Consider the following 18,011-nt stretch of genomic DNA (forward strand, 5'->3'; position numbering starts at 1 on the left):
ACTTCAACCACTTGCGCTTCCGATCTCTCGTTAGCGGGAGGCGAATTCTACAGCGTTAATCGCTGCTGTCAACACCTCTTTTTCTCCGCTTTCGATCGAGAAGATCGAACCGTTAAAAGAGCCAAACATCACCGCTCTTTCAACTCCTTCCAGGCTTCGATGATCTGAAGCAAGCCGCTGTCGAAAACCGTGTAACTCTCTGAATCTCAAGGAGTTTTCCGTTTCGACTGCGCCGGAAGTGGGGCGAATTATAGACCTCTGGAATCTGCCGTCAACCGTTAATTTCGCTTTTCTTTCAAAAGCTTAAAAAGCTTCTCTATATATAGACGCAGCCCACTCCAATGCGCAGTATATTGCCCACTACCACAACAATATTTGTTTTTGCCTTGGATGCTGCCGCGCAATGAATCACCACCCCCGCTCTCTCTCCTCCACATTGTTTCCGGTTTGCCTGCTCATGATAGCCATGGCGTCCATCCAGTCGGGCGCTTCTCTGGCCAAAAGCATGTTCCCCGTAATAGGGGCACAGGGCACAACCACGCTGCGCCTGATCTTTGCCAGCGTGATCATGCTGCTGATACTGCGCCCATGGCGTGCAAAGCTGACCGCCAAGTCTCTTCGTACCGTAATCATCTACGGGATGGCATTGGGCGGGATGAATTTCCTCTTCTATATGTCTCTGCGCACGGTGCCGCTGGGCATCGCCGTTGCGCTGGAATTCACTGGCCCTCTGGCCGTAGCTATATATGCCTCTCGCCGAGCCATCGATTTTCTCTGGATCGCGCTCGCTGCAGCCGGTTTGCTCCTATTAATACCTACTGGGACAACCACTGCTGGCATAGACCTGGTCGGAGCAGGCTATGCGCTGGGCGCCGGGGTGTGCTGGGCGCTGTACATTCTCTTCGGGCAGAAGGCCGGCGCTGATAACGGAGTGACTACGGCTGCGTTGGGCGTGATGATCGCCGCGCTGTTTGTGGCGCCGATCGGAATCGTTCATGCCGGCGCGGCGCTGCTTACACCATCACTGATTCCGATTGCTATCGGTGTCGCCATTCTCTCCACCGCTCTGCCCTATACCCTGGAAATGGTAGCTCTCACCCGAATGCCCGCGCGCACCTTCGGCACTCTCATGAGTATTGAACCGGCATTCGGCGCGCTATCAGGTCTGCTTTTTCTCCAGGAATACCTTTCATTGTCACAATGGCTGGCCATCCTGTGCATTATCCTGGCGTCGGTGGGCGCAACCATGACCATGGGCAGCGGAGCAAAGCCTGCTGTCGCTGCCGACTGAAGCTTAATAGAAAGTGAGATCTGGTAATTGGTGCTCATTTAGGCCATGTTTAGCTTCGTAACCCATCGCCAGGCATGGATTTTTTCGCAAAGGACGGCACAACGCTGCAAACGCGAGCGAATACAGGCAGACCCGAGCACCAGACTCGTGGCCGCTATTAAGGATGGTAATGAAACGAATTTTGCTATTGATCGCCCTGCTGGCGATCGCGAGTTGCGCAGCGACCTCGGAAACCCAGGTCAAACGCGGCAAGAAGGGGCTGCATATCAACTGTTCCGGACTTTCATCCTCATGGGACAAGTGCTACACCAGCGCCGCCAATTCCTGCGCGCCCAAGGGTTACAAGGTGATCGCCAAATCCGGGGACGCCGTCGAAGAACCTGGCGATTATCCGTTCGGCTTGAACCCGGCCGGTTATACCAGCCGCAGCATGATCGTCATCTGCAAATAACTACTCGGCTCGGGACAAAGCGAGCTGACGTGTAATTTCCTCGTGACTCGAGCGCAACACCGTACGCTGTACGTCCGGTGTCGCCAGCATCCGCGCGACCACCAATGCGCCCACGCATTGCGACAGCACCGACCAGGCCAGACTCTCGCTTTCTAGTATCTGCGCCCAACTTTGCTGCAGACGGCAGATCCATTCTTCAGCCTGCTCACGCACCCGCACATCGGCACGGGCAATCTCTGCGCCCAATGTCGGCAACGCGCAACCGGCCTCGGGTTGCTCGACGTGGGCCATGCTCAGGTACTGCTTCAGACAACGCTCCAGACGCTGCCGATCCGTACCGCCCTGCCCACCAAGACGCTCAAGACTCTCACTCAACTCGCGCTCTACGATGGCAGCAAACAGGGCATCCTTGGATGAAAAGTGGCTGTAGAACGCGGCGCCACTCAAACCGATGGCTTTCATCAGGCCATCCACGCCCACCGTGGAAAACCCCGATTTCTTTGCCGACAGCGCGCTGCTTTGCAGCAATCGTTCGCGGGTTTCCGATTTGTGTCCGGCCAAATAACGCATGTCATCTCCTGAAGTAGATCGCCTTGACGCTGCCCCAATCCTAGCATAACGTTCGTTAACTAAACGATCGTTAACCCAAAGGGATTCACCCATGAATAACAAGAAGGTCGTGTTGGTTGTCGGTGCCGGTGATGCCACGGGCGGGGCAATTGCCAAGCGCTTTGCCAGTGAGGGGTTTATAGCCTGCGTGACCCGGCGCAGCGCCGACAAACTGCAGCCACTGGTTGACGCAATCATCGCTGAGGGCGGTGAGGCGCATGGTTTTGCCTGCGATGCGCGCAAGGAAGATGACGTCATCGCCTTGATCGAAGACATCGAAACCCACGTCGGCCCGATCGAGGCCTTCGTCTTCAACATCGGCGCCAACGTGCCGTGCAGCATTCTCGAAGAAACCGCGCGCAAATATTTCAAGATCTGGGAGATGGCCTGCTTCTCCGGCTTTCTCAATGCTCGTGAAGTGGCCAAGCGCATGGTCACTCGGCAGCGCGGCACGATTCTGTTCACCGGTGCCACGGCCGGGCTGCGCGGCGCCTCTGGATTTGCCGCTTTCGCTGGAGCCAAACATGGCATCCGCGCACTGGCGCAAAGCATGGCGAGAGAATTGGGGCCGATGAACATTCATGTCGCCCACGTTGTGGTTGATGGTGCGATCGACACCGACTTCATCCGCAGCAGCTTTCCCGAAAAATACGCGACCAAGGATCAGGACGGCATTCTCAATCCGGAGCACATCGCTGAAAACTATTGGTATCTGCACAGTCAGCCACGGGATGCCTGGACTTTTGAGCTGGACCTGCGTCCCTGGAACGAACGCTGGTAAGCCCTCCTCCCTCATTACAACAATAAGAGAGCAATTTGATCATGACCAAAACCGTGGAATTCTATTTCGACCTCGGCAGCCCCACCACCTATCTGGCGCACACCCAGCTAGCGAAAATCTGCGCCGATACCCAAAGCGAACTGATCTACATCCCGATGCTGTTGGGTGGCGTATTCAAAGCCACCGGCAACGCTTCGCCGGCAGTGATTCCGGCCAAGGGCCGCTACATGTTTCAGGACCTCGATCGCTTCGCCAAACGCTACGGCGTACAGCTCAGATTCAATCCGCACTTTCCAATCAACACGCTGATATTGATGCGTGCCGTCACCGGCATTCAACTGCATCAGCCACAGCGTTTCGCCGAGTTCGTCGATTGCCTGTTCAGGGCGCTTTGGGTGGAGGGCCGTAACCTCAACGACCCGCAAACCATCGCCGCCGTGCTGACTGAAAACGGCTTCGATCCCGAAGAAGTATTGGCCCTGAGCAACGATGAATCAGTCAAAGCCAAACTCAAGGAAAACACCGAAGCCGCTATCAAGCGCGGCGTCTTCGGTGCCCCCAGCATGTTTATCGGCGATCAGCTGTTCTTCGGTCAGGATCGACTCGACTTCGTAGAAGAGGCATTGCGCCAGGATTGAAGCCGAGCCCCAAGGCATCGCGAGCGGTGCCTTGGGTAAATCGATCAAATGGCCACAGTGCGCTCGTTCAGCCAGCTCAGCGCCGCGCCATCCAGCAACGGACTCAGACGCTCGCGTACTTCACTGTGATAAGCATTGAGCCACTGCTTTTCTTCCTGAGTCAGCAGGTCGGCAATCAGGCAACGGGTGTCGATCGGGCACAGCGTCAGGGTTTCGAACTTGAGGAAGTCGCCGAATTCGCTGCTGCCGGCCTCGCGGTTCATCGCCAGGTTCTCGATGCGCACGCCCCAGCGGCCCGGGCGATAAGTGCCGGGTTCGATCGAGGTAATCATCCCCGGCTGCATCGCCGTCTGCGGTGCCGGTGCCGCTTGATAAGCGATCACTTGCGGACCTTCGTGAACGTTGAGGAAATAGCCAACGCCATGACCGGTGCCGTGACCGTAGTCGACGTTGTCAGCCCAGATCGGCGCACGAGCGATGGCGTCGAGCAGCGGCGACAGGATGCCTTTCGGGAATCGTGCCCGCGACAGCGCAATCACGCCTTTCAACACGCGCGTGCAGTCCTGTTTCTGCTCCTGCGTCGGCGTACCCACCGGGACCATGCGCGTGATGTCTGTGGTACCGCCAAGGTATTGGCCACCGGAGTCGATGAGCAACAGACCATCACCCTCGATCACCGCATGCTCTTCTTCGGTAGCGTGATAGTGCGGCATCGCGCCATTGGCGTTGAATGCGGCAATGGTGTTGAAGCTCAGCGAAACATAATCGGGGCGACGTTCACGGGCAGCCGTAAGCTTCTCGTCGATGGTCAGTTCGGTGATGCGCTCGCGCCCCCATGCCGATTCCAGCCAGGCAAAGAATTCGCACAACGCCGCGCCATCCTGCTCCATGGCTTTACGGATGTGTTGAGCGTCGGCTTCGCTTTTCTGCGATTTGGCCAACGTAGTCGGGTTGAGACCCTCGACCAGTTTCACGCCACTGTCCAGGTTATCCAGCAACCCCGTGGTCACTCGCGCCGGATCGACCAGCAGGCTCGCGTCACTCGGCACAGCACGCAACGCATCGGCCACTTCGCGGTAGTCACGCAGCGTCACGCCATCCTGCTCGAGTACCGCGCGCAGATCGGCATCGACCTTGCTCAGCGCCACAAACAGCGTGGCCTGTTGCTGATTGATCAAGGCGAACGAAACAAACACCGGGTTGAACGAGACGTCACCACCGCGCAGGTTGAACAGCCAGGCAATGTCATCCAGGGTGGCGATGAAATGCCAGTCAGCACCGCGCTCTTGCAAGGTTTCGCGCAGTTTCGCCAGTTTCTCGCCACGGCTGACGGTCGCTTGCGGCGGCAGATGCTGATAGATCGGCGCGTTGGGCAGGCTCGGGCGATCGCGCCAGACTTCCTGCAACAGGTCGATATCGGTACGCAGGCGAGCGCCGCGTGCTTCGAGCTTGCTGCTCAGCGTACGCGCCGACGCCACTGCCATCACCGCGCCGTCCACCGCAACCACGCCGCCCTCAGGGGTTTGTTCGGCCAGCCAGTCCAGCGGGCTCGGCTGCCCCGGTTGCAGTTTGACCAGTTCGATGCCGCTGCCGTTGAGCTCCTTGGTCGCCTGTTCCCAGTAACGACTGTCGGCCCACACACCGGCGAAATCGGCAGTGACGATCAGCGTACCGACCGAACCGTGGAAACCCGACAGCCATTGCCGGCCCTGCCAGTAGCCCGGCAGGTATTCCGAAAGATGCGGGTCGGCGGACGGCACCAGCAGCGCATGGATGCCTTCGCGGCGCATCAGTTCACGGGTATGCGCCAGGCGCTGAGGCACCGATCCTTCGGTCAAGGTGTGGGAACTCATCATGTCTCCTGCTAATCGCGTCATCGTTATTGTTCGTAGCCTTCGCGGCCATGGAAAGCGTCTGCTGTTTAGAGCCCTGTCGCCCAGAATGCCGGGGCACTGGCGCAGGCGGTTGTGATCAGGTCAACGGCCTTGTCGACATCCTCAACGGTGGTAAACCGCCCGAGGCTCAAGCGAATGGTGCGCCCCGCCAGCCGCGCATCGTGCCCGAGCGCGAGCAGCACGTGGGACGGTGCGTTGCTCGCGGAATTACATGCCGAAGTCGCGGAAAACGCGATCGAATGGCTCAATGCGGCGCTGTTGAACTCGCCCTCGCTGAAGGTCAGGCTCAGGGTGTGCGGTATTCGTTGCGATTCACTGCCATTGAGGCGTACGCCTGGCAGAGTCAACAAGCGTGCGAGCAAGCGTTCGCGCAAAGCGATAATGGACTTTTTCTCTTCATCGAATGCGCTGGCGGCCAGCGCGAACGCTGCGCCCATGCCGGCGATCTGATGAGTCGCCAAGGTCCCGGAGCGCAGGCCACCTTCATGACCGCCGCCGTGGATCTGTGCCTGCAAGCGTTGCTGCGCCTGCGGGCCGACATACAAGGCGCCGATGCCCTTGGGGCCGTAGAGTTTGTGTGCGGAAAACGACATCAGATCCACCGGCCAGCGGCTCAGATCGATCGCGACTTTGCCCGCGCCTTGCGCCGCATCAACATGAAACAACGCCTGCCGACTGCGCACCACTTCGCCAATCGCCTCGACATCGTTGACCGTGCCCAACTCATTGTTGACCAGCATCAGCGACACCAGAAAAGTGTCGTCACGCATCGCTTCGCTGACCGCTTGCGGCGTGATCAAGCCTTGGGCGTCCGGCACCAGATAGGTCACGGCAATGCCCGAGTCCTGCAATTGCCGCGCGGTGTCGAGAATGGCCTTGTGTTCGATCTGACTGGTAATGATGTGCCCGCCGCAAACGCCACGGGCCTGGGCGACGCCTTTGAGGGCGAGGTTGTTGGATTCGGTGGCACCAGAGGTCCAGACGATCTGCTCAGGCTGCGCGCCGACCAGATCGGCGACTTGCCGACGTGCCTGCTCGACCGTCTGCCGGGCCTGCTGGCCGAAAGCGTGGGAGCTGGACGCCGGGTTACCGAAGTTACCGTGAAAACCCAGACATTCGATCATCACCTGGATGACCCGCTCGTCCACCGGGGTGGTGGCGGCGTAATCGAAATACAACGGACGTGTGTTCATAAAGGTCTCGCAGAGCGTGTTCCGGGATCAGGAGGCTCGTGTCTGCAAACGACGATGCACAGCCTCGTGAGCTGTGCATGGGTTCGAGAGCGTCATCAATACCTGATCGGATGCCGTTAAAGAAGTAGGGCTTCATTTAAAAGTGCGTAGGAACGCTCCTGAAACCGAGCTTAACAGGCATCGGGCCGGCGATTGAAGCAATGCGTCAGTGAAAGCTTTCCAGAAGTAACGGGTACAACGAGATCACCAACAGCGCCGCCATGCCCCAATTGAACACGCGCAACCAGCGCGGATCTTTCAGCACATTGCGCAACAGCGTGCCGCACGCCGCCCACAGGCCGACACTGGGCAGATTGATGATGGCGAACACCGCCGCGATGATCACAACGTTATAGAAATAACCCTGCATCGGCGTGTACGTGCTGATGGCACCGATGGCCATGATCCACGCCTTGGGATTGACCCACTGGAACGCCGCGGCGCCCAGATAGCTGATCGGTTTCGCCTCGCCGTGGGCACTGTCGCCGACCGGGCCGGAGTGGGCGATCTTCCACGCCAGATACAACAAATACGCCGCGCCGACATAACGCAGCACCGTATACAGAATCGGATAGGCCTGAAACACGGCGCCAAGGCCAAAGCCCACCGCTACCACCAACAGGAAGAAGCCGCAGCTGATGCCGAGCATGTGCGGAATGGTGCGGTTGAAACCGAAATTCACTCCGGACGCCAGCAACATGGTGTTATTCGGCCCCGGTGTGATAGAGGTGACAAGGGCAAACAGGGCAAAGCCCAACAGCAGATCAAGCGAGAGGTTCATCGAGGCAGTCCATCCAGGGTCGTTCAGCTGTTGACCCTATCCCACACGGCCCGGCAAACCCACGGACAGTTAGGGAAAACTTCAAGCAGTACAGTTTGCTTTCAGCTTGGACGGCCGTGCAGCTGTATGGCACGTTCGGCGCTCATCTCACCCTGTTGGTCGAAGCCGAAAGTCTTCTGCGGCTGGCCGAGCAATTGGGCTTTTTTCGCGTGGTATTCGTCGAACGACAGGCCGCTGCGGTTCAGCGCTTCCAGTGCCAGTTCGCGGGACTCTTCAGCGGTGTAAGGGCGCAGTTCTGGCGAAACATGGCCGGCACAACCGGCGAGTACGGAAACAGCGAGCATCAGCGAAACAGTCAGTAAACGGTTCATGGGAGCGTCCTGGCGAGCAATGTGGGGTCGATGAAGAAAGGCTACGCCCCGGCTCGCTCGCGCAGAAATCAACGCTCTCAATAGTGGCTATCAGCTTTGCGCTAATACTGGCTGACCGGCAGACGGCAGTGCAGCGCGTCGTCGTGGCTGCGGGCAATGCTGCTGTGCACCTGGAACGAATTGAAGGTCACGGTTTTCGCCCGATGAGTGCGGATCAATTGCCAGAAATCCTGCTCCCCGCTTTCGAAACCGTGAAATGCCGCCTCCCCCGCTTCGCGACTTTGCCACTGCAAAAAGCTCAACACGCGGCGGCCGTCGTCGCTGGCCTGCACGCTGGCGCTGAGAAACCCGTCGTAACGCTGGGCCAGCCGCTCGGTCTGCGTGGCCAATGCCGAGACCAGCGCCGCTTGCTGGCGGGGTTCGATTTCGAATTCGATCAATTGGGTAAAGCTGCGATTGCTCATGGAAAGCCCCACTCATCTTGAAGCGAGCCTTGCGACCCGAAGAGCTGCAGGGTAAAACCTCTAGTTAAGTCAAGGTCAAGAGTATTTTCCGCATGATCAGCAAAGAGCAGGTGCACAAGCCTCTCACCGTGGGTGAGGTTGCGGCGCGCAGTGGCGTCGCAGTCACGGCGCTGCATTTTTATGAAGCCAAAGGTTTGATCAAGAGTGAACGCAATGCCGGCAATCAGCGCCGCTATCCGCGCGCCGTCCTGCGCCGGGTGGCGTTGATCAAAGTCGCGCAACGGTTGGGGATACCGCTGGCGGAGATCGGCGAAGCGCTGAAAATCCTGCCGCAGGATCGCGCGCCATCAGCGGCGGACTGGAAGATTCTGTCTGAACAATGGCAGCGCGAGCTCGACGAACGGATCAGGCAATTGACGCTGATGCGCGATCAGCTCACCGGGTGCATCGGCTGCGGCTGTCTGTCAATGGAAGCCTGTCCGTTGCGCAATAAAGGCGACATGCTCGGTGACCGAGGGCCAGGCCCGCACTTTCGCGATGAGTGATGACGCTGCTCGTCGGCGAACAATTTGCGCAGCAAGGACGGTTCTATAGTGATTGCTCCGGGTAAATCCGGTGTAACCACATCTGTTGAAAACAAAAACAGGGAGAACGTCATGAGCGTCAAACCCATTCCCGAGGGGTATCACAGCATTACCCCGTATCTCGGCATCCAACAGGCTGCCGAGGCCATCGAGTTCTACAAGAAAGCCTTCAATGCCAGCGAAGTCATGCGCCTGACCATGCCCGACGGCAACATCGGCCACGCCGAGCTGCGCATCGGCGACAGCGCGATCATGCTCGGCACGCCTTGCGATCAAGGGCCGCTGAGCAATCCGCAGCAGGCGGTGTCGATCGGCTTGCACCTGTATGTCACCGATGTCGACCAGTCCTTTCAACAAGCGCTGGATGCCGGGGCGCAAAGCGTTTCCGAGGTCAAAGACCAGTTTTACGGTGACCGCAGCGATACCTTGAGAGATCCGTTCGGCCATCTGTGGTTTCTCGCCACCCACAAGGAGGATCTGAGCGAAGAGCAGATTCGCCAGCGGGCGATGGAAATGTTCAGCCAAGGCTGAGGGCTTTTTGCCTCGAATCGACCGGTAAAAAATGCACCGCCGATGTAATTGCGAAACATTTACTTTCATATCCGCTTTCGGGATTTTCTTCGCTCATCCGTCTTATAGGAATGCAGGCCGTTCGCGTAGGCAAAAGCCACGAACGGCCTCCCGGGGAGTTCAGTGCTGCGAAGCCCGTAGCCCGGCCCCTTCCACCGCAATCAAGACGCGCAATCATGTCGAAGAAATCCCGTTCCAAACTGTGGTTCCTGGTGCATAGCTGGCTGGCGTTGCCGATCTGGTTCTTTGTGTTGATCGTGTGTGTCACCGGCACGCTGGCGGTGGTCAGCCAGGAGATTGTCTGGCTGGCCAACCCGCAAATGCGCGCCAGTCAGCCGTCGGACGACGCACCGCGACTGAGCTATGACCAGATTCTCGCCGCGATCAAACAGGCCGAGCCGCAAACCCTGGTGCAGAGCATCAATCGGCCGGACGAGTCGCACTTTGCCCTCGACGTCGAAGTCAGCTACCCCGACGGGCGCTCGTTGACGGTCTATGTCAATCCGTACACCGGGGTCATCCAGGGCACCGCGCCGGCCTTCGATTTCAAGGCCTTTACCCGCGCCCTGCACGGCTGGTGGCTGGTGCCGTTCACCAATGGCTATAGCTGGGGCTGGTATCTGGTGTCATTGCTCGGCGTGCCGATGCTGGTGTCGCTGATTACCGGGCTGGTGGTCTACAAGCGCTTCTGGAAAGGCTTTCTGCGCCCGACCCTGCGCGTGCGCCATGGCGCGCGGATCTTCTGGGGCGACTTCCATCGCCTGTGCGGCATCTGGTCGATCTGGTTCATCGCGGTGATTTCCATCACCGGCATCTGGTTCCTGATCAAGGCTTTCCTTTTCGATAACCAGATTTCCATTTCCAGCGAGCCGATCATTCCGGCGATGTCCCGCGAAAGTGTGCCGATTTCGGCCGCTGGCACCCCGCCGCCGCGCATCAGCCTGGACCGCGCCATCGAAATCGCCCAGCAGAAGATTCCCGGGCTGGAGGCCAGTTACGTCAACCTGCCGGGCAACGCCTACTCGCACATGAGCGTCAGCGGCCGTGGCTGGTATCCGTTGATGTACCAGACCGCGACTCTCAATCCGTATAACGGCGAGATGGCCTCCTCACGGTTGCTGTCCGATCGGTCCTCGCTGGAATTCGTCACCGAATCCATGCGCCCGCTGCACACCGGCGACTTCGGTGGGATCTGGATCAAGTTGATCTGGTTCTTCTTCGGTCTGTTGCTGAGCATGATGATCCTCAGCGGCCTGCTGATCTGGACCAAGCGCACCGCGCTGGCCACCGCCAATGCGCTGAAACGCGAGGACAAGAAAAACCGCGTCACCGCCCAGCCGGCGCTGCGCCGTGAGCCTTCGGAGGCGAGCCTGTGAACAAAGCCATCTCGGTCACACCGCCCTCGCGCCTGTCGCGTTTCTGGCACAAGTGGCGTTTCCACATCAATGTCCTGCTGTTGCTGATCCCGCTGGGCTTCATGCCGAAATACTTTGCCGATGCCTCGCTGTTTCGCGGCGACAGTGGCCTGGGCCAGCGTGAAATAGGCAACGTTCAGGTCGGCCCGTGGAGCCTGCGCCTGGCCGAACTGCGTGACGAGGCGCCGCACCTTAGCGGGCCGGCGGGCTATATGAAGGATTTCACTGCCGCCGTTTGTGATACCTGCGTCGAACAGGTGAAGGCCACTTACCTGCGCATCGGCAAACCGCGCAGTCTGCGCGCCGCTGGCACGATCTTCTTCGGCACCCCGTACCGCATGGGCACGCAAATGCCGATCCCGGCGAAGACCAAACCTGACGCCGAGCTGTGGATCACCATGGAAGGCTGGGACGGCAGCATGCACCAGGCCGCGATTCCCCTGAGCCAAGCCTCCCCCGCCACGGTTGCGTGGCTGAACAAACAAGGAGCCAAACCATGACTCGCTCACCCCTTCAGACCCGTTTGCTCGCCAGCGCCGCGCTGCTGCTGAGCGCCGGTTTCAGCGCCAGCGCCCTGGCGCACAACCCGATGTGCGAATGCAAAGCCATCGATGCCGAACAGATCAAATGCACCGGCGGTTTCTCCGACGGCAGCGGCGCGCCGGGGGTGACCCTCGATGTGATCGGCTACGACGAAACCATTCTGGTGCCGGGCAAATTGGGTGATGACTCGACGCTGACGTTCAAGAAGCCCGGCAGTGAGTTCTATGTGCTGTTCGACGCCGGCCCAGGCCACGTGGTGGAAATCGACCAGGCGGATATCGAAGCCCCATGAGTAGCCCGACGACGCAAGTGGTACGCCCGGCCGGCGCCGGCCATGAAACCCTCAATGTGCTGCTGTTGTGCCTGCTGATCCTCGCGGTCGCCGGCTCGGTGGTGGCGTGGCGCGGGGTTTCCCATGAACCGGAGCCGGTCGCCAGCAACCAGTACGACGCCCGCCGCGATCTCAGCGCCGCAGAGCAAGGCATCTATGCCGACCTGCGAGTGACCCTCGACGAAATCCGCTTGCTGCGCGAAGAGCAACAAGCCCTGCCGACACCACAAATGCTCGCCGAAGAAGGCTTTGCGCCGTTCGCGCAGGATGCCAGTTCGGTCAGCCGTGGCGGTCATGCATGGCAGATGTTCGCCGATCGCGCCTATTTCGGTCGGAGTGCGACGCCTGACGTCGCCGGCTCGTTTCTGATGCGTGTCGGCACTGACGCCAACGCGGCGCCGGACATCTGGCTGAACCGCAGCGCCGATCCCGCGCCTGCTGGGGATCTGTCCGACGCCGCGCTGTCCGCCGCTGGCTGGAAACAGATCGTCGCGCAATTCGATGCCGGGGTTACCCGCGAACATCGCCATTGATTCCTCGCCTTTATCCGAGAGAAGACTGCTTGCCCATGTTCATTTCATCTCCTCGCCGTCCCTTGTTGCGCCTGTTTCTGCTTGGCCTGTGCGCCTGCCTGCTGAGCCCGTTGGCCAGCGCCGAGCAAGGCAAACGCCTGCGCATCGGCATCACCCTGCATCCGTATTACAGCTATGTCGCCAACATCGTCGGCGACAAGGCCGAAGTGGTGCCGCTGATTCCTGCGGGCTTCAATCCGCACGCCTACGAACCGCGCGCCGAAGACATCAAGCGCATCAGCGGACTGGACGTGATCGTGCTCAACGGCGTCGGTCATGACGACTTCGCCGACCGGATGATCGCCGCCAGCGAAACACCCAACGTCAAAACCATCGAAGCGAACGAAAACGTGCCATTGCTGGCGGCCACCGGTGTCGCTGCGCGCGGCGCCGGCAAAGTGGTCAACCCGCACACGTTCCTGTCGATCAGCGCCTCCATCGCCCAGGTCAACAACATCGCCCGCGAGCTGGGCAAGATCGACCCGGACAACGCCAAGACCTACACGCAAAACGCGCGCGCCTATGGCAAACGCCTGCGGCAGATGCGCGCCGACGCGTTGGCCAAACTGACCCAGGCACCCAACGCCGAACTGCGCGTAGCCACAGTGCACGCAGCTTACGACTATCTGTTGCGTGAATTCGGTCTGGAAGTGACGGCCGTGGTCGAGCCGGCTCACGGCATCGAGCCAAGCCCGAGCCAGCTGAAAAAAACCATCGACCAGTTGCGTGAACTCGACGTGAAAGTGATCTTCTCGGAGATGGATTTCCCGTCCAGCTACGTCGACACCATCCAGCGCGAATCCGGGGTGAAGCTGTACCCGCTGTCGCACATTTCCTACGGCGAATACACCGCCGACAAGTACGAAAAGGAAATGACCGGCAACCTCAACACCGTGGTTCGGGCGATTCAGGAGTCGGGGGCATGACGTCGAAAGAAACCCTGATCCCTGACAACACCGATAACCCGGTGGGAGCGAGCCTGCTCGCGAAGGCGCCGGATCAGGCAACATCTTCGTTGAATGACGCACCACATTCGCGAGCAGGCTCGCTCTCACAGGGGATAACCGGGCCATCGCTGGAGTTTACGGAAGTGAGCCTGACGCTGGGGCGCACGACGATTCTCGACAAGGTCACTTTCCAGGTGCAGCCCGGCAACGTGCATGCGCTGGTCGGCCCCAACGGCGGTGGCAAGAGTTCGCTGATCAAGACCCTGCTCGGGCAGATGCCGCATCAGGGCCAGCTCAGCCTGCACTGGCCCGGCGAGCCTGGCACCATTGGTTACGTCCCGCAGGCGCTGGAGTTCGATCGCGGCCTGCCGATGACCGTCGACGATTTCATGGCCGCCATGTGTCAACGCCGCCCGGCCTTTCTCGGCTTGAGCAAACACTACGCCGGCGCCATCGGCGAAGCGCTGGAACGGGTCGGCATGCAGGGCAAGCGCAAGCGCCGCATGGGCGCGCTGTCCGGCGGCGAGCGGCAGCGGGTGCTGCTCGCGCAGGGCTTGATTCCGGCGCCGCAACTGCTGGTGCTCGACGAGCCGATGTCGGCCCTCGATGAGGCCGGGATCCGGGTGTTCGAACGTCTGCTGACTGACTGGCGCGCGGCGGGCATCACGGTGTTGTGGATCGAACATGACCTGGAAGCGGTGGGTCGGCTGGCCGATCGGGTTACCGGTCTCAACCGCCGCGTGCTGTTCGATGCCACACCGCAACAGGCGCTGACTCCGGAACGTCTGCTGACGCTGTTTTCCACCCATCCACGGAGCGCGGTCTGATGAGCTACGAAGCCTTTCGTTTGATGGTCCAGGGTTGGGCGTCTTCCGGTTATCTGCCGGAAGCGCTGGCCTACGGTTTTGTCGTCAACGCCTTGCTCGCCGGCCTACTGATCGGCCCGGTGCTGGGCGGGCTCGGCACGCTGGTGGTGGTCAAGCGCTTCGCGTTCTTTTCCGAAGCAGTCGGCCATGCCGCGTTGACCGGTGTCGCCATCGGCATCCTGCTCGGCGAACCCTACACGGGCCCGTACGGCAGCCTGTTTGGCTACTGCCTGCTGTTCGGCATCCTGCTCAATTACTTGCGCAACCGCACAGGGCTGGCACCGGATACGCTGATCGGCGTGTTTCTCTCGGTGTCGCTGGCCCTGGGCGCGAGCCTGCTGCTGATTCTTGCCGGCAAAATCAACGTGCACATTCTGGAAAACGTGCTGTTCGGTTCGGTGTTGACCGTCAACGGCAATGATCTGGCGGTGCTGGCCATCGTCGGTTCGCTGGTCATGGCCCTCGCCCTGCCGCTGTACAACCGCATCATGCTCGCCAGTTTCAATCCGCAACTGGCGGCGGTGCGTGGCGTAGCGGTGAAGACCCTGGATTACCTGTTCGTGATTCTGGTGACCCTGATCACCGTCGCGGCAGTGAAGGTGATTGGCGCGATTCTGGTCGGTGCCTTGCTGGTGATTCCGGCGGCAGCGGCGCGCTTGCTTAGCCAGTCGCTCAAAGGTTTTTTCTGGTGTTCGGTGCTGATCGCTACCGTCAGTACGCTGTGCGGGATTCTCGCGCCGATCGTATTCGATCTGCCGATCCCGTCCGGCGCCGCGATCATTCTGGTCGCCGGCATCGCTTTCGCCCTCGCCGCCATTGCGCGCGGCGTCGTCCCCAGCCTGAAAGGGAACCTTGGATAAATGGCTTTTTCACTGCGTAACCTGACTTTGGCCATGGCCCTGTGTGGCGTGGTCTGCACCCCGCTGCTGGCGGCTGAAAGCGCGAAACCCTTGCGCGTTCTGGCCTCGTTACCGATCACCTATGGATTGGGCGAAGTATTGCTCAAGGGCACGAACGTCAACCTCGAACGTGCGGCGCCGGCCAACCTGCCCGGCAGCCGTCAGACTGCGTATTTCACCGGCCGTGGCGCTCCGGCGCTGAGCAAACTGGCCACCGACGCGGACGCGGTAATCGGTCTGCGTTCGCTGTGGGCCGATGATCCGCTGTACCCGATCGCGCGGCGTAGCAACATCCGTATCGTCGAAGTCGACGCTGCGCGCCCGGTCGACGGCGCCCTGCCCGGCATCGCCGTGCAGCCGGGCCTGCAGGTTGATGGCCTGAACAGTCAGCCATGGCTGGCGAGCAACAACATGGGGCGCATGGCCGATGTGATGGCCGCAGACCTGGTGCGCCTGGCGCCGAGCGCCAAGCCTGCGATCGAGGCCAACCTGGCGGCGTTGAAACAGCGTTTGCTGAAACTCAGCGCGGACACCGAAGCGCGCCTGGCCGAGGCGGACAACCTGAGTGTGATGAGCCTGAGCGATCACTTCGGCTATCTGATTGGCAGCCTCAACCTTGAACTGGCTGGACAGGACGCGCGTCCCGATGCCGATTGGACGCCTGAAGAACTGAAGAAACTGACGGCAACGCTCAAGGACAATGACGTGGCGGTGGTGCTGCACCATCGCCAGCCAGCAGAACCAGTGAAAGCGGCGATTGCCGAATCCGGCAGCCGCCTGGTGGTGTTGAGTACCGATGCGGCAGATCCGCTGGCGGAGCTGGAGGGGAATGTGGATTTGTTGCTCAAGGGGTTGAGCGGAGCGTAGTTTTAGTAAGTCCGCGTAATCGTTCTTCGCGAGCAGGCTCGCTCCCACAGGGGATCGCATTTCAATTGTGGGAGCGAGCCTGCTCGCGAAGAGGCCCGCACCCACAACGTCACTCTCCAGACATGAAAAAACCCGCTGACCATCACTGGCCCAGCGGGTTTTTTATGCCCGGTCGCTTATTGCGCCGCGACTTGCGCATCCATCTTCTGGCGCAGGCTCAACGGGCGCATGTCGGTCCAGACTTCTTCGATATAGGCCAGGCATTCCTTTTTCAGGCCGCTTTTGCCCACGGTACGCCAGCCTTGCGGCACAGCTTTGTAATCGGGCCAGATCGAGTATTGCTCTTCGTGGTTGACCACGACCTGAAAGAGGATGTCCTCGCGGTCGAATACTGACGTCATGCTGGTTCTCCATCGTTGTAAGGTCGGCTGCACAAAAAATGCAGCCGGGTATGTAGAAAGAACGTTCGCCGAGCGGAAAAATTTACAGTGCGGCGCTGGCAGCGGCCAATGCGCGACCGAAGATCTCGGCCACCCGATCGATTTCCGCGGCAGTGATCACCAGCGGCGGCAGGAAGCGCACGACCGCGCCATGGCGACCGCCCAGCTCCAGAATCAGGCCACGCTTGAGGCATTCTCGCTGCACCAGCGGCGCCAGACGCGCAAACGCTGGCGGATGACCGAGCGCGTCGGGCGCGCCGTTCGGGTCGACCAGTTCGACGCCGAGCATCAGGCCACGACCACGAATATCGCCCAGCTGCGGGAAGTCGCGTTGCAGGATGTGCAGATGTTCGCTGAGTCGATCACCCATGGCAGCGGCGTGCTCGCAAACCTTGTGCTCCACCAGATAGCGCATCACCGCTGAACCGGCGGCCATGGCCATCTGATTGCCACGGAACGTGCCGGCATGGGCGCCGGGTTGCCAGGTGTCGAGCCAGTCGCGGTAAACCACCACCGCCAACGGCAGGCTGCCACCGATGGCTTTGGACAGTACAACCACATCCGGAACGATGCCCGCGTGTTCAAAGGCAAACATCTTGCCGGTACGGGCGAAACCGCTCTGGATCTCATCAACGATCAACGCCACACCGGCCTTCTCGGTGATCCGGCGCAAGCCGCGCAACCACTCGATGTCCGCCGGTATCACGCCGCCCTCGCCCTGCACCGCCTCGACAATCACCGCCGCCGGCAATTGCACACCAGCCTCGGGATCGTTGAGCAGGTTTTCCAGATAACTCAGATTGGCATTGACGCCCGCTGCGCCGCCGAGACCGAACGGGCAACGGTAATCGTAGGGAAAAGGCATGAACTGCACGCCGTTGCTGAGCAACGCACCCAATGGTTTTTTCGGCCCCAGGCTGCCCATCAGGCTCAACGCCCCCTGACTCATGCCGTGATAACCGCCGGAAAATGACAGCACGGTGCTGCGCCCGGTTGCGGTGCGTACCAGTTTCAGCGCTGCTTCCACGGCGTCGGTGCCGGTCGGGCCACAAAACTGGATTTTCGCCTGCGCCGCCAGCTCCGTCGGCAGCAGGCCGAACAGGTCCTGGACGAATTGATCCTTGACCGGCGTGGTCAGGTCGAGGGTGTGCAGCGGCAACTCGTCGGCCAGCACTTGCTGGATCGCCTCGATCACCACCGGGTGGTTATGCCCCAGCGCCAGCGTGCCGGCTCCAGCCAGGCAGTCGATGAATGTACGTCCTTCAACATCCTCGACATACAGGCCCTTGGCACGCTTGAGCGCCAGCGGAATACGCCGAGGATAGCTGCGCGCATTGGACTCCTGCCGGCTCTGCCGCGCCAGCAACGGGGATTCGTTGAATTCGTACAAGGTTTCTGCCGGCGCCGAGGCGACCCGGGCCGATGACGCTTCGATAAGACTGGTGGCGACTGACATCTCTCGAC

22 protein-coding genes are annotated in these 18,011 nt (G+C 60.4%); 14 read left to right on the forward strand and 8 right to left on the reverse strand.

What is annotated here, in order from left to right; translation table 11 throughout:
• Nucleotides 1-403: 403 nt before the first annotated feature.
• Both rhtA and PS14A_RS16840 read left to right on the forward strand, forming a co-directional pair.
• The gene (rhtA, locus tag PS14A_RS16835) at nt 404-1,291 is read left to right on the forward strand and encodes a threonine/homoserine exporter RhtA (RefSeq protein WP_130912267.1); all 888 of its coding nucleotides are present in this window, start codon (nt 404-406) and stop codon (nt 1,289-1,291) included.
• Nucleotides 1,292-1,460: 169 nt separating this feature from the next.
• Complete coding sequence (locus PS14A_RS16840) at nt 1,461-1,742, forward strand: hypothetical protein (protein WP_039759777.1); 282 nt, start codon at nt 1,461-1,463, stop codon at nt 1,740-1,742.
• Here the strand turns inward: PS14A_RS16840 and PS14A_RS16845 are convergent, their stop codons facing one another.
• Nucleotides 1,743-2,312: a TetR/AcrR family transcriptional regulator gene (locus tag PS14A_RS16845; RefSeq protein WP_212616799.1), complete on the reverse strand. Its 570-nt coding sequence runs from the start codon at nt 2,310-2,312 to the stop codon at nt 1,743-1,745.
• 91 nt (nt 2,313-2,403) lie between these two features.
• Here PS14A_RS16845 and PS14A_RS16850 point away from each other — a divergent pair, with 91 nt between their 5' ends.
• Nucleotides 2,404-3,132, forward strand: coding sequence for an SDR family oxidoreductase (locus PS14A_RS16850; protein WP_212616800.1), 729 nt, complete (start codon nt 2,404-2,406; stop codon nt 3,130-3,132).
• Nucleotides 3,133-3,173: 41 nt separating this feature from the next.
• Nucleotides 3,174-3,770, forward strand: coding sequence for a 2-hydroxychromene-2-carboxylate isomerase (locus tag PS14A_RS16855; protein WP_130910044.1), 597 nt, complete (start codon nt 3,174-3,176; stop codon nt 3,768-3,770).
• 44 nt (nt 3,771-3,814) lie between these two features.
• On the opposite strand, the gene PS14A_RS16860 is transcribed toward PS14A_RS16855, so the two are convergent.
• From PS14A_RS16860 to PS14A_RS16880, 5 genes are all read right to left on the reverse strand, one after another.
• Complete coding sequence (locus PS14A_RS16860) at nt 3,815-5,623, reverse strand: aminopeptidase P family protein (RefSeq protein WP_212616801.1); 1,809 nt, start codon at nt 5,621-5,623, stop codon at nt 3,815-3,817.
• A 68-nt stretch (nt 5,624-5,691) separates the two neighbouring features.
• Nucleotides 5,692-6,858, reverse strand: coding sequence for an aminotransferase class V-fold PLP-dependent enzyme (locus PS14A_RS16865; RefSeq protein WP_212616802.1), 1,167 nt, complete (start codon nt 6,856-6,858; stop codon nt 5,692-5,694).
• 205 nt (nt 6,859-7,063) lie between these two features.
• Nucleotides 7,064-7,678, reverse strand: a complete 615-nt coding sequence (locus PS14A_RS16870; protein ID WP_024013660.1) for a LysE family translocator — start codon at nt 7,676-7,678, stop codon at nt 7,064-7,066.
• A gap of 101 nt (nt 7,679-7,779) precedes the next feature.
• On the reverse strand, nt 7,780-8,049 hold the full coding sequence (locus tag PS14A_RS16875) for a hypothetical protein (protein WP_016770723.1): 270 nt from the start codon (nt 8,047-8,049) through the stop codon (nt 7,780-7,782).
• 101 nt (nt 8,050-8,150) lie between these two features.
• Nucleotides 8,151-8,513, reverse strand: a complete 363-nt coding sequence (locus PS14A_RS16880; RefSeq protein ID WP_130912599.1) for an antibiotic biosynthesis monooxygenase — start codon at nt 8,511-8,513, stop codon at nt 8,151-8,153.
• A gap of 92 nt (nt 8,514-8,605) precedes the next feature.
• On the opposite strand from PS14A_RS16880, the gene soxR reads away from it, so the two are divergent.
• The 10 genes from soxR (at nt 8,606) to PS14A_RS16930 (ending at nt 16,107) form a co-directional block, all read left to right on the forward strand.
• Nucleotides 8,606-9,058 carry a redox-sensitive transcriptional activator SoxR gene (gene soxR, locus PS14A_RS16885; protein WP_130912598.1) on the forward strand — a complete coding sequence of 151 codons (453 nt, stop codon included), beginning with the start codon at nt 8,606-8,608 and terminating at the stop codon, nt 9,056-9,058.
• A gap of 111 nt (nt 9,059-9,169) precedes the next feature.
• Nucleotides 9,170-9,628: a VOC family protein gene (locus tag PS14A_RS16890; RefSeq protein ID WP_212616803.1), complete on the forward strand. Its 459-nt coding sequence runs from the start codon at nt 9,170-9,172 to the stop codon at nt 9,626-9,628.
• 215 nt (nt 9,629-9,843) lie between these two features.
• Entirely contained in the window at nt 9,844-11,043 is a 1,200-nt protein-coding gene (locus tag PS14A_RS16895) for a PepSY domain-containing protein (protein WP_130912597.1), read from the forward strand.
• Nucleotides 11,040-11,582 carry a thiamine pyrophosphate-binding protein gene (locus PS14A_RS16900; RefSeq protein WP_073472512.1) on the forward strand — a complete coding sequence of 181 codons (543 nt, stop codon included), beginning with the start codon at nt 11,040-11,042 and terminating at the stop codon, nt 11,580-11,582. The genes PS14A_RS16895 and PS14A_RS16900 overlap by 4 nt, the downstream gene beginning before the upstream one ends.
• Nucleotides 11,579-11,917 carry a hypothetical protein gene (locus PS14A_RS16905; RefSeq protein WP_016770802.1) on the forward strand — a complete coding sequence of 113 codons (339 nt, stop codon included), beginning with the start codon at nt 11,579-11,581 and terminating at the stop codon, nt 11,915-11,917. The genes PS14A_RS16900 and PS14A_RS16905 overlap by 4 nt, the downstream gene beginning before the upstream one ends.
• Nucleotides 11,914-12,489: a DUF6162 family protein gene (locus PS14A_RS16910; RefSeq protein WP_137216176.1), complete on the forward strand. Its 576-nt coding sequence runs from the start codon at nt 11,914-11,916 to the stop codon at nt 12,487-12,489. The genes PS14A_RS16905 and PS14A_RS16910 overlap by 4 nt, the downstream gene beginning before the upstream one ends.
• 35 nt (nt 12,490-12,524) lie before the next feature.
• Nucleotides 12,525-13,454, forward strand: a complete 930-nt coding sequence (locus PS14A_RS16915) for a metal ABC transporter substrate-binding protein (RefSeq protein WP_212616804.1) — start codon at nt 12,525-12,527, stop codon at nt 13,452-13,454.
• Complete coding sequence (locus PS14A_RS16920) at nt 13,451-14,302, forward strand: metal ABC transporter ATP-binding protein (RefSeq protein ID WP_249121338.1); 852 nt, start codon at nt 13,451-13,453, stop codon at nt 14,300-14,302. The genes PS14A_RS16915 and PS14A_RS16920 overlap by 4 nt, the downstream gene beginning before the upstream one ends.
• Nucleotides 14,302-15,201, forward strand: a complete 900-nt coding sequence (locus PS14A_RS16925) for a metal ABC transporter permease (RefSeq protein ID WP_007917717.1) — start codon at nt 14,302-14,304, stop codon at nt 15,199-15,201. Before PS14A_RS16920 ends, PS14A_RS16925 begins: the two co-directional genes overlap by 1 nt.
• Complete coding sequence (locus tag PS14A_RS16930) at nt 15,202-16,107, forward strand: zinc ABC transporter substrate-binding protein (protein ID WP_212616805.1); 906 nt, start codon at nt 15,202-15,204, stop codon at nt 16,105-16,107.
• Between the two features lie 176 nt (nt 16,108-16,283).
• Here PS14A_RS16930 and PS14A_RS16935 read toward each other — a convergent pair whose 3' ends face one another.
• Nucleotides 16,284-16,508: an MbtH family protein gene (locus tag PS14A_RS16935; protein WP_016770808.1), complete on the reverse strand. Its 225-nt coding sequence runs from the start codon at nt 16,506-16,508 to the stop codon at nt 16,284-16,286.
• Nucleotides 16,509-16,590: 82 nt separating this feature from the next.
• Nucleotides 16,591-18,003, reverse strand: coding sequence for an aspartate aminotransferase family protein (locus tag PS14A_RS16940; protein WP_137216172.1), 1,413 nt, complete (start codon nt 18,001-18,003; stop codon nt 16,591-16,593).
• Between the last annotated feature and the right edge of the window lie 8 nt (nt 18,004-18,011).

Source organism: Pseudomonas sp. 14A (assembly GCF_018132745.1).
Taxonomy (GTDB): domain Bacteria; phylum Pseudomonadota; class Gammaproteobacteria; order Pseudomonadales; family Pseudomonadaceae; genus Aquipseudomonas; species Aquipseudomonas mercuritolerans.

Bases quoted from the DNA above. Each gene is read 5' to 3' on its own strand.
- PS14A_RS16915 (WP_212616804.1), top strand. From the start codon at position 12,525: ATGTTCATTTCATCTCCTCGCCGTCCCTTGTTGCGCCTGTTTCTGCTT.
- PS14A_RS16850 (WP_212616800.1), top strand. From the start codon at position 2,404: ATGAATAACAAGAAGGTCGTGTTGGTTGTCGGTGCCGGTGATGCCACG.
- PS14A_RS16930 (WP_212616805.1), top strand. From the start codon at position 15,202: ATGGCTTTTTCACTGCGTAACCTGACTTTGGCCATGGCCCTGTGTGGC.
- PS14A_RS16895 (WP_130912597.1), top strand. From the start codon at position 9,844: ATGTCGAAGAAATCCCGTTCCAAACTGTGGTTCCTGGTGCATAGCTGG.
- PS14A_RS16845 (WP_212616799.1), bottom strand. From the start codon at position 2,312: ATGCGTTATTTGGCCGGACACAAATCGGAAACCCGCGAACGATTGCTG.
- PS14A_RS16940 (WP_137216172.1), bottom strand. From the start codon at position 18,003: ATGTCAGTCGCCACCAGTCTTATCGAAGCGTCATCGGCCCGGGTCGCC.
- soxR (WP_130912598.1), top strand. From the start codon at position 8,606: ATGATCAGCAAAGAGCAGGTGCACAAGCCTCTCACCGTGGGTGAGGTT.
- PS14A_RS16925 (WP_007917717.1), top strand. From the start codon at position 14,302: ATGAGCTACGAAGCCTTTCGTTTGATGGTCCAGGGTTGGGCGTCTTCC.
- PS14A_RS16870 (WP_024013660.1), bottom strand. From the start codon at position 7,678: ATGAACCTCTCGCTTGATCTGCTGTTGGGCTTTGCCCTGTTTGCCCTT.
- PS14A_RS16935 (WP_016770808.1), bottom strand. From the start codon at position 16,508: ATGACGTCAGTATTCGACCGCGAGGACATCCTCTTTCAGGTCGTGGTC.
- PS14A_RS16910 (WP_137216176.1), top strand. From the start codon at position 11,914: ATGAGTAGCCCGACGACGCAAGTGGTACGCCCGGCCGGCGCCGGCCAT.
- PS14A_RS16875 (WP_016770723.1), bottom strand. From the start codon at position 8,049: ATGAACCGTTTACTGACTGTTTCGCTGATGCTCGCTGTTTCCGTACTC.
- PS14A_RS16905 (WP_016770802.1), top strand. From the start codon at position 11,579: ATGACTCGCTCACCCCTTCAGACCCGTTTGCTCGCCAGCGCCGCGCTG.
- rhtA (WP_130912267.1), top strand. From the start codon at position 404: ATGAATCACCACCCCCGCTCTCTCTCCTCCACATTGTTTCCGGTTTGC.
- PS14A_RS16855 (WP_130910044.1), top strand. From the start codon at position 3,174: ATGACCAAAACCGTGGAATTCTATTTCGACCTCGGCAGCCCCACCACC.
- PS14A_RS16920 (WP_249121338.1), top strand. From the start codon at position 13,451: ATGACGTCGAAAGAAACCCTGATCCCTGACAACACCGATAACCCGGTG.
- PS14A_RS16865 (WP_212616802.1), bottom strand. From the start codon at position 6,858: ATGAACACACGTCCGTTGTATTTCGATTACGCCGCCACCACCCCGGTG.
- PS14A_RS16840 (WP_039759777.1), top strand. From the start codon at position 1,461: ATGAAACGAATTTTGCTATTGATCGCCCTGCTGGCGATCGCGAGTTGC.
- PS14A_RS16860 (WP_212616801.1), bottom strand. From the start codon at position 5,623: ATGAGTTCCCACACCTTGACCGAAGGATCGGTGCCTCAGCGCCTGGCG.
- PS14A_RS16880 (WP_130912599.1), bottom strand. From the start codon at position 8,513: ATGAGCAATCGCAGCTTTACCCAATTGATCGAATTCGAAATCGAACCC.
- PS14A_RS16890 (WP_212616803.1), top strand. From the start codon at position 9,170: ATGAGCGTCAAACCCATTCCCGAGGGGTATCACAGCATTACCCCGTAT.